Genomic DNA, 12,633 nt, shown 5'->3' on the forward strand with positions numbered 1-12,633 from the left:
CCTTTCCCTAGCCATTCCGCCAGGATCTCCATGACGATCTACAAAGCCCCGCTCAATGACATGCGCTTCGCGCTTTACGACGTGCTCGGCGCCGAAGCCGTCCTCGCCCGCCTGCAGGGCGGCGAAGCGCATAACCGCGAGCTGCTCGATGCCGTGCTCGACGAAGCCGCCCGCTTCAACGAACAGGTGCTCGCCCCGCTCAACGCCTCCGGCGACGCGGAAGGCTGCCACTTCGACAAGGCCACCGGCGCGGTGACGACGCCGAAGGGCTTCAAGGAGGCGTACAAGCAGTACGCCGAGGGCGGCTGGGCCGGCCTGACCGCCGATGAAAAGTGGGGCGGCCAGGCGCTGCCCGCGGTGCTCGGCGCGCTCACCAAGGAAATGATCGATTCGGCGAACCTGGCCTGGGGCATCTATCCGCTGCTCTCGCACGGCGCGACCGATGCGCTCGAGCACCACGGCGATGCCTGGCAGCAGGACACCTTCCTCAAGCCGCTGGTGGAAGGCCGCTGGACCGGCACGATGTGCCTGACCGAACCGCAGGCCGGTTCCGATCTCGGCCTGCTGAAGACCCGCGCCGAACCCAATGGCGACGGCAGCTACAGCGTCACCGGCACCAAGATCTTCATCAGCGCGGGCGAGCATGACTTCGCCGAGAACATCGTGCACCTCGTGCTGGCCCGCCTGCCCGATGCACCGGCCGGCAGCCGCGGCATCTCGATGCTGGTGGTGCCGAAGTTCAAGGTGAATGCCGATGGCTCGCTGGGCGAGCGCAATCACGCGGCGGCCGGCGCCATCGAACACAAGATGGGCATCAAGGGTTCCGCCACCTGCGTGATGAACTTCGACGCGGCGCAGGGCTGGCTGATCGGCCCCGCGCACAAGGGCCTCATGGCGATGTTCACCATGATGAACGCCGCGCGCCTCGCGGTGGGCATCCAGGGTCTCGCGGTGTCCGAGCGCGCTTTGCAGAACAGCCTGAACTACGCGCGCGAACGCCTGCAGATGCGCGCGCTCTCGGGCCCGAAGCTGCCGGAAAAGCCGGCCGACCCGCTTACCGTGCATCCGGATGTGCGGCGCATGCTGCTCACCCAGCGCGCCTTTGTCGAAGGCGGCCGCGTGCTCGCCGCCTACTCCGCCCTGCAGAGCGATATCGAATCCCGCGCCAGCGACGAAGCGGAACGCAAGAAGGCCGGTGAACTGCTGTCCTTCCTCATCCCGATCGCCAAGGGCCTGCTCACCGAGGCGGCGCAGGAGTGCACCAAGGAAGCGCTGCAGATCTTCGGCGGCCACGGCTTCATCGCCGAGCACGGCATGGAGCAGTTCGTCCGCGATGCGCGCATCATCACGCTGTACGAGGGCACTACGCAGATCCAGGCGCTGGACCTGCTCGGCCGCAAGATCGTGCAGCTGCAGGGCGCCGGCCTGAAGCATTTCCTGGGCGAGATCTCCGCGTTCTGCCACGCCAACGCCGGCAACGATGTGGTGAAGGCGTACATCGCGCCGCTCGCCACCGCCGCGAAGGCCTGGGGCGACCTGACCCTCGAGATCGCGGGCAAGGCCCAGGCGAACCCCGAGGAGCTGGGTGCCGCCGCGGTCGATTACCTCTACTACTCCGGTTACATCACCCTGGCGTACTTCCTGGCCCGCAGCGTACTGGCGGCCGAAGGGTCGAGCCTGCTCAACGCCGACGGCAAGCAGGCCAAGCGCGATACGGCGAACTTCTACTTCGCCCGCATCCTGCCGCGCATCCACCTGCACAAGGCGGCGATCGACGCAGGCGTGGCGACCCTGCCAGAGGTCCTGTAAGAAAACCCGGGGCCGGGGCTTTTCCCGGCCCCGGTTCAGGTGTAGAACTGGCTGGGCCCGGACCTCCCAAGCCAACCACGGTTCCCGAAACGATGAGCGACCCAGCGTTCCTGATTCGTCTCGCCGAGAGCGACGATGATGATTTCATCCTCGGTTTGGTCCACCGGTTCATCCACTTCCCGCTGCCCAACGGCCGCACCAAGTCCGATTGCCTCAAGGGCATCGAGACCGACCTGGTGAGGCACCTGGATGAGCAGCCCTCGAACAGCTACATCTTCATCGCCGAGAACGACGAGGGCGACCAGGTGGGCTTCATCCACCTGCAGAAGACGAAGGATTTCTTCACCCACCGCGACAACTGCCATATCTCGGATATCGCGGTCGATGAGCGATACGAAGGCTCCGGCGTCGGCAAGGAGCTGCTCGACCATGCGTATCGCTGGGCGAAGGAGCACCGCTGCCAGTTCGTCACCCTGGCGGTGTTCCCCGGCAACGAGCGCGCCCGCGACCTGTACGTGAAGCACGGGTTCGATACGGACCTCGTGCGCATGGCCCGTCCCGTCCGCTGATAGGACCTGTGGGAGCGCGCTTGCGCGAGATGGGTCTGCCGCAAGACCCATCGCGCGCAAGCGCGCTCCCACAACGGTTGGCGTAAAAAAAAGGCCGCCCATGGGGCGGCCTTTTTGTTTCGCACTGAAGAACGCGACGTATCAGGCGTTGGCCTTCGCGCCGTCTTCCACGGTCTCGCGCTTGTCGAGGCGTGCGGCCATGCGGTCGATGTTCGACAGCGACACCAGGTGCGCGTAGATCCAGCCGAAGGCGCCTTCGCGCAGGAACTCGTGCGCCACTTCGGCGCTGAGGTTGCGCAGCTTCTCTTCGTTGATCACGAACAGGCCGTTGAGGTTGATGCCGCGGCCTTCCTTCTGCAGGGTGATGGTGCGCGGCTCGAGCAGGTCGTGCTCGCGCAGCTTGCCCATGAACCACTGGGTACGGGCGACGTGGTCCTGGAACTCGCCGAGGAAGTTCACGGCGTTGGTCAGGGCCGGGGCGTCGGTGCCGTCTTCGTTGAAGAGGCGCTCGCCTTCGGTCTGGTTGAAGCCTTCGTAGGCCTCATCGAGGAACACGGTGAAGTCGTCGCCCTCGGTGCCGGCCGGCTTCTCGGCCAGCACGAACGGGTAGCGGCGCACGAAAGCCGGGATGTAGATGCCGGTTTCCCAGAAGCCGTTCTCGCCGACCAGCAGGTTTTCACCCTGGCGCAGGCCGAGCAGCGCCATCGGGCCCGCGTCTTCGATGCTGTTGCCAGCGAAGAGGATCGGGAAATCGCGCGCGGCCGGGGCGAACTCGACGCCGGTGAGCGGCACGGAGTGGGCCTTGGCGGCGAAGTTGATGTTGTTCACGGCCTTCAGGCGAAGGTCGCGGTGGGCGGTACGGTTGAGCGCAACCGGACGCTCGTAGAAAAGCACTTCTGCCACTTTCATTCCCTCTAGGACCCGCCTGGCCTGGGAAGCCACCCCGGCCCCCCTTCCAAACCCCGCGGGCTCGTATCGAACGCCCACTATATCAGCGGCGCGTGGCAGGAAAACCCCCGCAAGAAGCGTACCGGGGCGATGCTTTTCTGTCGTAATTGTGGGGTATGCTCGGGCCAACGCCCCTTGTGGGGCGGGGCCGGAGACCGGCCCGCACGGAGTTCGGCTTGCTGGAACGCTCTTTCGCGCACGTGAAGGACGAGACTAGATGACGATGGAAGTGCTCCAAGAGGACCTCCCGAAGGTGGCGGCATTGCACGCCACCCGGGTCCTTTCGCTCGACGCTTCAGGGCGCATCCTGGACTGGATCAGCTGGCAGGACGCGGTCTGCCTCTATGTCCGCGGCGTGGTCGCCTGGACCCTTGGTGATCCCTGCGTCACCGTCCGCGGCGGCATCAGCCGGGCCTCCGGCCTGCGCAGCAGCCTGGAACTGCACCCCATCGTGGCCAGTACCGGGCACTGCCGGGACCACGCGATCGACCCGGCCCCGGCCCTGACCAACACCGCCCTGTTCGCCCGCGACCGGCACATCTGCCTGTATTGCGGCCACCAGTACACCCGCCACGAACTCACCCGTGACCACGTCGTCCCCCTCTCCAAGCGGGGTGCGGATGAATGGGAGAACGTGGTCAGCGCCTGCCTGGCCTGCAACCTGCGCAAGAGCAACCGGACGCCCCAGCAGGCCAACATGCCGCTGCTCGCGGTGCCCTACCGGCCCAGCTGGGTCGAGCACCTGATCCTCTCCAACCGCAATATCCTGGCCGACCAGATGGAGTTCCTGGTGAGCCACCTGCCGCGGGATCGCCGGCCGGGCTGAACCCTGCCCGGCTTTTGCCCGCAAGGATTCACACCCCGTCCCTTGCCCCAGCCCCGCCTTGGGCGAACAATACGGGGTATGAACGACCTCTCCCGTTACCCCTATCTGGCGCAGATCGAATCGCCGGAGGATCTTCGCCGCTTCCCGGCGGAGGAGCTGCCGGCCATCGCCGACGAGCTGCGCCGTTACCTGATCGAGGCCGTGGCCTCGTCGGGCGGCCATTTCAGCTCGGGCCTGGGCGTACTGGAGCTCACCGTGGCCCTGCACCACGTGTTCGAGACCCCGAAGGACCGCCTGGTCTGGGATGTCGGCCACCAGTGCTACCCGCACAAGATTCTCACCGGCCGCCGCGACCGGATCACCACGATCAAGAAGAAGGACGGCCTGGCCCCCTTCCCGCGCCGCGATGAGAGCGAGTACGACACCTTCGGCGTCGGCCACTCCTCCACCTCGATCTCGGCTGCGCTCGGCATGGCTATTGCCCTGCAGCGCCGTGGCGATAACCGCAAGGTCGTCGCCGTGATCGGCGATGGCGCCTTCACCGCCGGCATGGCCTTCGAGGCCATGAACCACGGCGGCGACGTCGAGCCGAACATGCTGGTGATCCTCAACGACAACGGCATGTCGATCAGCGAGAACGTGGGCGCCATGACCAAGATGGCGGCCCGCGCCATGTCCAGCCGCACGCTCAACGCGTGGCGCGAGCGGGCCAAGAAGGCCATGCCGCGCGAATCCTTCTTCGGCCGCTTCTTCAAGCGCTGGGAGGAACACGCCAAGGGCATGTTCGTGCCGTCCACCCTGTTCGAGGAACTGGGCTTCCACTACACCGGCCCGATCGATGGCCACAACATCGGCCAGCTCGTGCAGGCCCTGGAACTGGTGAAGGACCTGCCAGGTCCGCAGCTGCTCCATGTCATGACGACGAAGGGCAAGGGCTACGAACCTGCCGAAAAGGCGCAGATCGAATACCACGCGGTGGGTCCGTTCGATCCGGTCGCCGGCCTCGTGAAGAAGGGTGCGCCGGCCAAGCCGACCTATACCGACATCTTCAGCGACTGGCTCTGCGACCAGGCCGCCGCCGACGAGCGCCTGCTCGGCATCACCCCCGCCATGCGCGAGGGCTCGGGCCTGGTGCGCTTCTCGAAGGAATACCCGCAGCGCTATTTCGACGTGGCGATCGCCGAGCAGCACGCGGTGACGCTTGCCGCCGGCATGGCGGTCGAAGGGGCAAAGCCGGTCGTCGCGATTTACTCGACCTTCCTGCAACGAGCCTACGACCAGGCCATCCACGACGTGGCCCTGCAGAACCTCGACGTCACCTACGCGATCGATCGCGCGGGTGTCGTCGGCCCGGATGGCGCCACGCATTGCGGCAGCTTCGACATGTCGTTCCTGCGCATCCTGCCGAACATGGTGGTGATGGCGCCGGCCGATGAAAACGAATGCCGGATGATGCTCAGCACGGGCTACGCCTACAACGGCCCGGCTGCCATCCGCTATCCGCGTGGCACTGGCCCGGGCGCGAAGATCTCCGAAGGCCTGGAAACCCTGCCGATCGGCAAGGGTGAAGTGCGCCGCCGCGGCCACCATGGCCTCGCGATCCTTTCGTTCGGCACGATGCTCGCACCGGCCGCGGTTATCGCCGCGGAAGTCGACGCGACGCTGGTGAACATGCGTTTCGTGAAGCCGCTGGATGAAGAACTCATCCTCGAGATGGCACGCACGCACGAAGCGCTGGTGACGATCGAAGACAACGCGGTCGCCGGTGGCGCGGGCGCGGGTGTCGCCGAGTTCCTCGCATCGAAGGGCGTCACCGTGCCCATCTTCCACCTCGGCCTGCCCGACGAGTACCTGGAGCACGGCAGCCGCGAGGAAGTGCTGACGATGGCAGGTCTGGACCTGCCGCAGATCCGCGCGGCGATTCGTGGGCGGTTCCCGCAGTATGTGGCGACGCCGGTGGCTAGCGCGGGCTGAGCTGCGCGCCGGTCACGCGATCGCGATCTTCGAGATCGCGCGCGGTGAAAGACTCCTTCCATGGCGAAGCATCGAACAGGGCGCGGGAAACCGCGCCCTGGTTGTATCCGTGCTCGAAAAGCAGCCAGCCTGCGTTCGTGAGATGTGCTGGCGCGCCCGTGACGATGCGACGGATGTCGTCGAGGCCGTCAGTACCCGATGACAAGGCCGAGCGTGGCTCGAAACGCAGGTCGCCTTTTTCCAGGTGTTCGTCGGCCTCTTCGATGTACGGCGGATTGCTCACGACGATGTCGTAGCGCTCGCCGGCCACGGGCGCGTACCAGTCACCATGGAAGAAGCTGACGCGCAGGCCAAGCGAGCGTGCGTTGCGCTGCGCCACCACGAGTGCCGCTTCGCTGGCGTCCAGCGCATGCACCGTGGCATCCGGGCGTTCCTTCGCGATGGCGAGGGCGATGGCGCCGCTGCCCGTGCCAAGGTCGAGCAGGCGCCCACCTTCAGGTAGCCGCGCCAGGGCCAGTTCGACCAGCAGTTCGGTTTCCGGCCGCGGAATAAGCGTCGCGGGCGTCACTTCCAGCGGAAGCGACCAGAAGTCGCGGCGGCCGGTGATGTAGGCGACCGGCTCCCCTTTCACCCGGCGCGCGACGAATTCCGCGAAGCGCGTTTCCTCACCAGCCGGGAGAGCGTCATCCGCGTGGGCGAAGAACCAGGCCCGGTTCACGCCAAGGGTATGCGCCAGGAGCAGCTCTGCCTCGAGGCGATCGCCCAGGGCGTGGCTGGCGGAGCGCAGGATCGTGCGGATATCGGTCATGGGCGCATTCTAGCGGGCGGGCGCACCTACAATGCCGCGATGCGCGCCTTCCTCCTCGCCACCGCCCTGCTCTGCCTGACGGCCTGCCATGCCACGTTCTTCGCGGGCATCAATGCCACCGAGTCCGGCGCGGGCGTCGTGGCGCACGAGGGGCTGGTGTACGACCCTGCGCATCGCCTGGCCCTGGACGTGTACGCCCCGCCGAAGGCCGACCACGCCCCAGTGGTCATCTACTTCTTCGGTGGCGACTGGCAGCAAGGCAAGCGCCAGTGGGATCGCTGGATGGGCGAGGCGCTGGCGAAGAACGGTGTCGTCGCCGTCATCCCGGACTACCGGTTGTGGCCGGCCGTACCCATGGCCGGGTTCCTGACCGACGCCGCCAATGTGGTGGGCTGGGTGCACGAACACATCGGGGAGTTCGGGGGTTCCCCTGGCGATCTGTTCCTCATGGGCCACTCCTCCGGGGGGCACGTCGCCGCGATGCTGGCCACCGATGCCCAGTGGCTAGCCAAGGTCGGCATGAAGCCGCGCGACCTCGCCGGCTGGATCGGCGTGGCCGGCGCATACGACTTCCTGCCCATCGACGACGACGCGGATTACCTGGGCATGTTCGGCACATCGGCCGCGGAGCAAGCGGCGTCCCAGCCGGTGAACTTCGTGGATGGCGACGAGCCACCCGCCCTGCTCCTCCAGGGTGAGAAGGACACCGAGGTGTATCCCTCCGAAGCGCTATCGATGACGGCCCGTTATGAAGACGCCGGCGAGCCGGCCGAGTTGCGCCTCTACCCCGGCGTAGGCCACGAAGGCCTGTTGCTGGCCTTCGGCCCGATGAAACACCGCGCGCCTGAGCTGGCCGACACGCTGGATTTCATTCGCCGCCATCCCGGGCACTGAACGCTGCATTCGTCTTCACGCCGGATAGGTAACCGTTGGGCATGACCCGACTCCTGCTCGCCGCCCTTGCCGCCCTGCTCCTGGCCGGCTGCCAGTCCGTCCTGTTCGGGGCCGTCAATGCCCGCCAGCCTGCCGGTGATGCCGTCGTCCACAACGGCATACCCTTCGACGGCGGGCTTTCGCTCGATGTCTACACACCGAAGAGCGCGACGAACGCTCCTGTCGTCGTGTTCTTCTACGGCGGTAGCTGGAGCAGCGGCAAGCGCGGGTGGTACCGCTGGGTGGGTGAATCGCTGGCCGCTCGCGGCATGGTCGTCGTGATCCCCGACTACCGGACCTGGCCGAAAGCGAAGCTCGATGGCTTCATGGACGATGCCGCACACGCCGTCGGCTGGACGAAGGCCAACGTGGCCCGCTATGGCGGCGACCCATCCCGGCTTTTCGTCATGGGCCACTCCGCCGGCGCGCATATCGCTTCGCTGCTCGCCACCGACAGCCGCTGGCTGAAACCGGTGGGCATGCAGCCGCGGGACCTGGCCGGATTTATCGGCCTGGCCGGTCCGTATGATTTCCTGCCGCTGAAACGGGCGAAGTTCATCGACATGTTCGGCAGCACGCCGGAAGCGCAGGCGCGGTCACAGCCGGTGAATTTCGTGGACGGCGACGAGCCACCCGCGTTGCTGTTGCAGGGCGAAGCCGATAGCACCGTGAAGCCGGCCAATGCGGAATCGCTGGCGAAGCGTTACGAGGCGCAGGGCGAGAAGGTGACCCTCAAGCTCTACCCGGGCGTCACCCACATGAGCATCCTGTTTGCGCTGGGGCCATCGAAAGACAAGGCGCCAGTGCTCGAAGACATCGCTCACTTCGTCAATGCAAAGCCCTTGTAGGAGCATGCTGTGGGGAGCGTGCTGTGGGAGCGTGCTTGCACGCGATGGGTCTTGCCGCGAGCACCCAATCGCGCGCAAGCGCGCTCCCACAGCGCAGTGCTAATAGCGCTTGCGGCCTTCAGCATTGCCGCCACGCGCGGCGTCCAGCACTTCCGGGTACGGATAATTCAGGCCGAGCAGCTGCCTGATGTCGGGGCTCGCGCTTTTCACGAACGCCTCGGGCAACGCCGCCGGCAGGTCCTCCATCGGCTTGATGAACTTCGGCAGGTACTGGGTGATGATCGCAGAGCGGTCGATGCTGCTGCGGTTGGGCATGGCGCAATGCCACACCGCGCCGAAGAACACGACCGTATCGCCCGCTTCACCCAGCATGCGTTCGCAGCGGTCGAAGAAGCGATCGTCTTCATCGGGATAGCGCAGCTCACGCTGGCTGCCGGGCACGTAAGCCGTAGCGCCGGTTTCCTCGGTGAAGGGATCCAGCATGATCGTGACCTGGCCGTTCAACGGGAATGACGAGTTGATCCGCACCGGGTGTGTTTCCGGTGAATGGAAATCCCAGTAGGGGTAATCGATATGTGGCTCCTGGCCCGGCCCGCCCGGCAGGATGCGGTTGGCTGCGATCGAGCCCATGATGAATTCGCTGCCCAGGAAAGCGCGCATCACTTGCATGATCGCCGGGTGCGCGGCCATGCGCGAAAAGATGTCGCCCTTGGCGAGCAGGTTCCACACGCGGCGCTGCAGGTTGATCCGCCCCGCTTTTTCCGCATCGCCCTGAAAGTGCGTGACCTTGGCACCGCGGTCGTCGCCGTTGGATTCGCGCATGACGATCTCGCGCGCCTCGGCGATTTCTTCCTTCGTGAACAGGCCGCGCAAGGTGACCGCGCCAGTCCCCTCCAGTAGTTCGCGCACGATGGCGTCGGTATCGAGGTCCGCCTCGGTGAAGACCGGCGGGACGATGGCGGGCTGGCGGACGGCGTTCATGGGCGGGGTCTCCGGCGGCACGGGTCGGCAGTGCGGTGTTGGCAGGATCTAAGTTAGGCCGTTTTGCAAGCGCTTGCAACCTGCGGTGCAACATCGGCAGGATGGGGGCGCTCCTACGAGAAGGCTGCTTTGATGACCGGATTTCGGATTGGATTGATCGGCGCGGGGTATATGGGCAAGGCGCATTCCATTGCCTTGCAGTCCGTGGGGGCCATCTTCGAGACGGGGCTACGGCCCTCCTGCGAGATGATCGCCACCTCCACGGCGGAGGGCGCCGCTGAGAACGCCGCGCGCTGGGGCTGGAAACGTTCGACGGGCGATTGGCGCGCACTCGTGGACGATCCGGCGGTGGACGCAGTGATCATCGCCACGCCTCCGCGGACGCACCTGGAGATGGTGCTGGCGTGCGTGGCCGCAGGGAAGCCCGTGCTTTGCGAGAAGCCGCTTGGTTGCGACGCGGCTGAATCGTTGCGCATGGTCGAGGCCGTTGAACATGCCGGACTCGCCAACATGGTGGGGTTCAACTACATCCGTACCCCAGCGAGCCAGCTGGCGAAGCAGATCATCGCCTCGGGTGAGATCGGCGACGTGATCCAGGTCACCGCGGAACATGTCGAGGACTACCTGCATGACCCTACCCTGGCCGCTTCATGGCGTACGCGCGTCAGCACGGGGACCGCGGCGGGAGCACTGGCCGATGTGGCGCCGCACATCCTCAACGCGTGCCTGCGTCTGGTGGGGCCGATCAGCAGCCTGGTAGCGGATACGCAGATCGTGCACGGCACGCGGCCTGGCAGGAGCGGGCCAGAGGCGGTCGAGAACGACGACCAGGGCCAGATGCTGCTGCGCTTTGCCAACGGCGCCAGCGGCAGCCTCAGCTTCAGCCGCGTGGCCGCCGGGCGGAAGATGGGCTACACGTACCGCATCACCGGCACGAAGGGCGCTTTGTATTTCGACCAGGAAGACCAGAACGCGCTGTGGCTGTACGACGCATCACGCGAGCCAGCCCGCCGCGGCTTCCAGAAGCTGCTGATGGGGCCACCCCACCCGGACTACCTCGCCTTCAACATGGGCTTCGGCCATGGCACCGGCTACAACGACCAGATCGTCATCGAGATGCGGGATTTCCTTCGTGCGGTGGAGACGGGTGAAGCCGTGTGGCCGACGTTTCGCGATGGGTATGAGGTGGACCGGTTGGTCGAGGCGGCGCTGGTATCGGCGAAGGAGCGCCGCTGGGTCAGCCTGTAGTTGTTCGCCCTTTTTTGTGGGAGCGCGCTTGCGCGCGAGGGGGCTTGCCGCAAGCACCCATCGCGCGCAAGCGCGCTCCCACGGGGTGCCCTTTGCGTTACCGCAGGCTCGTGCGCTCGATCAACTCGCAGGGGAATAGCTTGCTGCGTGGTACCGCGTTGGCGTCTTCGACCCAGTTCGCGATGCGCTCGATGGCGTGCAGGATCATGGCGCGGATCGGCTGGCGAACCGTGGTCAGCGAGTACGCGGCCCATGCGGCGAGCGGCATGTCATCGAAGCCGACGATGCTGACCTGGCCGGGCACATCCACCCCGCGTTCGCGGCAGGCATCGATGGCGCCCATCGCCAGCACGTCGTCGCCGCAGAAAACCCCGTCGATCGAGGCATCGTCTTCCAGCAGCGCCAGCATGGCATCGCGCCCGTGGTCGTGCGTGTAGTTGCCGGCGAACACCGTCCGGCGCAGGCACTTGCCCGCCGCTTCGGCGAAGCCGTTGGCACGGTCGATCGACGACGCATCGTGGGGCGAGCCGCCGAGGAAGACGAGTTTCTTGAGACCGCGCTGGCGCATAGCCTCCCCGACCAACCGCCCGCCGGCCACGTTATCGACCGTCGCTACCGGCACGGGCGAGCCGCGCCCTGCCCGGCCGAACACATGGATCACCGGCATGCCGGCCGCGCGGCACGAGGCGGCGAAGCCGGCCGGCGGTGCCGAGGTCGCGATGAGCACGGCATCCACGCTGTACTGACGCATCATGTCCAGCGCCTGGCTGCCATCCTCGTCCTCACCCAGGTTAGCCAGCAGCGGACGCAGCCCGCGCGCCTGCAGCTCCCGGGTGAACAGGTCGAACACCTCCATGAAGGTCGGGTTCGCGAAGTGGTTGGAGACCAGGCCGATGAGCGCCGTACGCCCGGTCATCAGGCTCCGGGCGAGCTGGTTGGGCCGGTAACCCAGCGACTCCGCCGCCGCCAGCACCTTGTCCTTCGTCTTCGCCGACACGCTGGCCCCGGGCGTAAACGTGCGCGAAACCGCCGAGATCGAAACCCCGGCAAGTTCGGCGACATCACGGGCGGTAGTGGTCCGGCTGTGCATGGGCTAAGCGTAACCCAAGGCCGGGGCACCCTGGCTAGGCGAAAGCGTCCACGCGGAGCGACTGGGCTTCCATTTCGTCGAGGCGCTTGATCAGGTGGGCATACCACGCAGCCAGGGGGTCGCCACGGTCCTGGTGGAACTCCATCGTGCCGGTCATCTGGGCACGAAGGTCGAAGGGGACGTCCGGCGCATCTTGCATCTGATACGTTGACAACTGAGACATGATCGACGTTGCTTCATCGGGATCGATGGTGTTCGAGAAGATGCGCTCGTTGATGTAATTCTGGAGCTGCCGAGGAGTGATATGCGAAAAGTCGACGCGCTTATCGAGCAGTGGACTTTCCGGCTCGCTCGCGCGGGTGACACCCTGGGTGGGCTTGTCGAACTTCTGCGCTAGGGATGTAGGTACGGCTGATGAGATGGATACGTGCACGGGAACTCTCCTCGGTGGCGTGAGGAGATATGAGCATGTCACCTCAAGGCAAGGAAGACGCGGGACATCATCTGTCGGCATTCGCTGTCACGAATTCGCGCAAAAATCCTACGCGCTGCCGCTGCGTGTTCTCGCAGATCGTCGCAATGCGGCGAACGCCTACATA

12 protein-coding genes are annotated in these 12,633 nt (G+C 66.0%); 7 read left to right on the plus strand and 5 right to left on the minus strand.

Annotated features, from left to right (window positions below):
* Positions 1-30: 30 nt before the first annotated feature.
* A complete protein-coding gene (locus ACZ6YI_RS02340; protein WP_465777250.1) occupies positions 31-1,809 on the plus strand; it encodes an acyl-CoA dehydrogenase C-terminal domain-containing protein in 1,779 nt (592 codons plus the stop codon).
* 92 nt (positions 1,810-1,901) lie between these two features.
* The gene (locus ACZ6YI_RS02345; protein WP_440327580.1) at positions 1,902-2,378 is read left to right on the plus strand and encodes a GNAT family N-acetyltransferase; all 477 of its coding nucleotides are present in this window, start codon (positions 1,902-1,904) and stop codon (positions 2,376-2,378) included.
* A 141-nt stretch (positions 2,379-2,519) separates the two neighbouring features.
* On the opposite strand, the gene ACZ6YI_RS02350 is transcribed toward ACZ6YI_RS02345, so the two are convergent.
* The gene (locus tag ACZ6YI_RS02350; RefSeq protein WP_440325338.1) at positions 2,520-3,281 is read right to left on the minus strand and encodes a SapC family protein; all 762 of its coding nucleotides are present in this window, start codon (positions 3,279-3,281) and stop codon (positions 2,520-2,522) included.
* A gap of 268 nt (positions 3,282-3,549) precedes the next feature.
* Here ACZ6YI_RS02350 and ACZ6YI_RS02355 point away from each other — a divergent pair, with 268 nt between their 5' ends.
* Both ACZ6YI_RS02355 and dxs read left to right on the plus strand, forming a co-directional pair.
* On the plus strand, positions 3,550-4,152 hold the full coding sequence (locus tag ACZ6YI_RS02355; protein WP_247429317.1) for an HNH endonuclease: 603 nt from the start codon (positions 3,550-3,552) through the stop codon (positions 4,150-4,152).
* A 78-nt stretch (positions 4,153-4,230) separates the two neighbouring features.
* Complete coding sequence (dxs, locus tag ACZ6YI_RS02360; protein ID WP_465777251.1) at positions 4,231-6,126, plus strand: 1-deoxy-D-xylulose-5-phosphate synthase; 1,896 nt, start codon at positions 4,231-4,233, stop codon at positions 6,124-6,126.
* Here the strand turns inward: dxs and prmC are convergent.
* Positions 6,113-6,934, minus strand: a complete 822-nt coding sequence (gene prmC / locus ACZ6YI_RS02365) for a peptide chain release factor N(5)-glutamine methyltransferase (protein WP_465777252.1) — start codon at positions 6,932-6,934, stop codon at positions 6,113-6,115. The genes dxs and prmC overlap by 14 nt on opposite strands.
* A 39-nt stretch (positions 6,935-6,973) precedes the next feature.
* Between prmC and ACZ6YI_RS02370 the strand changes: the two genes are divergently transcribed.
* Positions 6,974-7,828, plus strand: a complete 855-nt coding sequence (locus ACZ6YI_RS02370) for an alpha/beta hydrolase (protein WP_465777253.1) — start codon at positions 6,974-6,976, stop codon at positions 7,826-7,828.
* Between the two features lie 41 nt (positions 7,829-7,869).
* A complete protein-coding gene (locus ACZ6YI_RS02375; protein ID WP_465777254.1) occupies positions 7,870-8,715 on the plus strand; it encodes an alpha/beta hydrolase in 846 nt (281 codons plus the stop codon).
* Positions 8,716-8,814: 99 nt separating this feature from the next.
* On the opposite strand, the gene ACZ6YI_RS02380 is transcribed toward ACZ6YI_RS02375, so the two are convergent.
* Entirely contained in the window at positions 8,815-9,696 is an 882-nt protein-coding gene (locus tag ACZ6YI_RS02380; protein WP_465777255.1) for a phytanoyl-CoA dioxygenase family protein, read from the minus strand.
* A 132-nt stretch (positions 9,697-9,828) separates the two neighbouring features.
* Between ACZ6YI_RS02380 and ACZ6YI_RS02385 the strand changes: the two genes are divergently transcribed.
* Positions 9,829-10,944 carry a Gfo/Idh/MocA family protein gene (locus ACZ6YI_RS02385; protein WP_465777256.1) on the plus strand — a complete coding sequence of 372 codons (1,116 nt, stop codon included), beginning with the start codon at positions 9,829-9,831 and terminating at the stop codon, positions 10,942-10,944.
* Between the two features lie 97 nt (positions 10,945-11,041).
* On the opposite strand, the gene ACZ6YI_RS02390 is transcribed toward ACZ6YI_RS02385, so the two are convergent.
* Together ACZ6YI_RS02390 and ACZ6YI_RS02395 are read right to left on the minus strand one after the other, a co-directional pair.
* A complete protein-coding gene (locus tag ACZ6YI_RS02390) occupies positions 11,042-12,034 on the minus strand; it encodes a LacI family DNA-binding transcriptional regulator (protein WP_440329121.1) in 993 nt (330 codons plus the stop codon).
* A 34-nt stretch (positions 12,035-12,068) separates the two neighbouring features.
* Positions 12,069-12,467: a hypothetical protein gene (locus ACZ6YI_RS02395; protein WP_465777257.1), complete on the minus strand. Its 399-nt coding sequence runs from the start codon at positions 12,465-12,467 to the stop codon at positions 12,069-12,071.
* Positions 12,468-12,633: the final 166 nt, after the last annotated feature.

It is taken from the genome of Luteibacter sp. NPDC104163 (assembly GCF_055584245.1).

What these genes read in the sequence shown, in the direction of transcription:
- ACZ6YI_RS02385 (WP_465777256.1), top strand. Translation starts at nt 9,829, where the DNA reads ATGACCGGATTTCGGATTGGATTGATCGGCGCGGGGTATATGGGCAAG.
- ACZ6YI_RS02380 (WP_465777255.1), bottom strand. Translation starts at nt 9,696, where the DNA reads ATGAACGCCGTCCGCCAGCCCGCCATCGTCCCGCCGGTCTTCACCGAG.
- ACZ6YI_RS02345 (WP_440327580.1), top strand. Translation starts at nt 1,902, where the DNA reads ATGAGCGACCCAGCGTTCCTGATTCGTCTCGCCGAGAGCGACGATGAT.
- ACZ6YI_RS02375 (WP_465777254.1), top strand. Translation starts at nt 7,870, where the DNA reads ATGACCCGACTCCTGCTCGCCGCCCTTGCCGCCCTGCTCCTGGCCGGC.
- ACZ6YI_RS02355 (WP_247429317.1), top strand. Translation starts at nt 3,550, where the DNA reads ATGGAAGTGCTCCAAGAGGACCTCCCGAAGGTGGCGGCATTGCACGCC.
- ACZ6YI_RS02340 (WP_465777250.1), top strand. Translation starts at nt 31, where the DNA reads ATGACGATCTACAAAGCCCCGCTCAATGACATGCGCTTCGCGCTTTAC.
- ACZ6YI_RS02390 (WP_440329121.1), bottom strand. Translation starts at nt 12,034, where the DNA reads ATGCACAGCCGGACCACTACCGCCCGTGATGTCGCCGAACTTGCCGGG.
- dxs (WP_465777251.1), top strand. Translation starts at nt 4,231, where the DNA reads ATGAACGACCTCTCCCGTTACCCCTATCTGGCGCAGATCGAATCGCCG.
- ACZ6YI_RS02370 (WP_465777253.1), top strand. Translation starts at nt 6,974, where the DNA reads ATGCGCGCCTTCCTCCTCGCCACCGCCCTGCTCTGCCTGACGGCCTGC.
- prmC (WP_465777252.1), bottom strand. Translation starts at nt 6,934, where the DNA reads ATGACCGATATCCGCACGATCCTGCGCTCCGCCAGCCACGCCCTGGGC.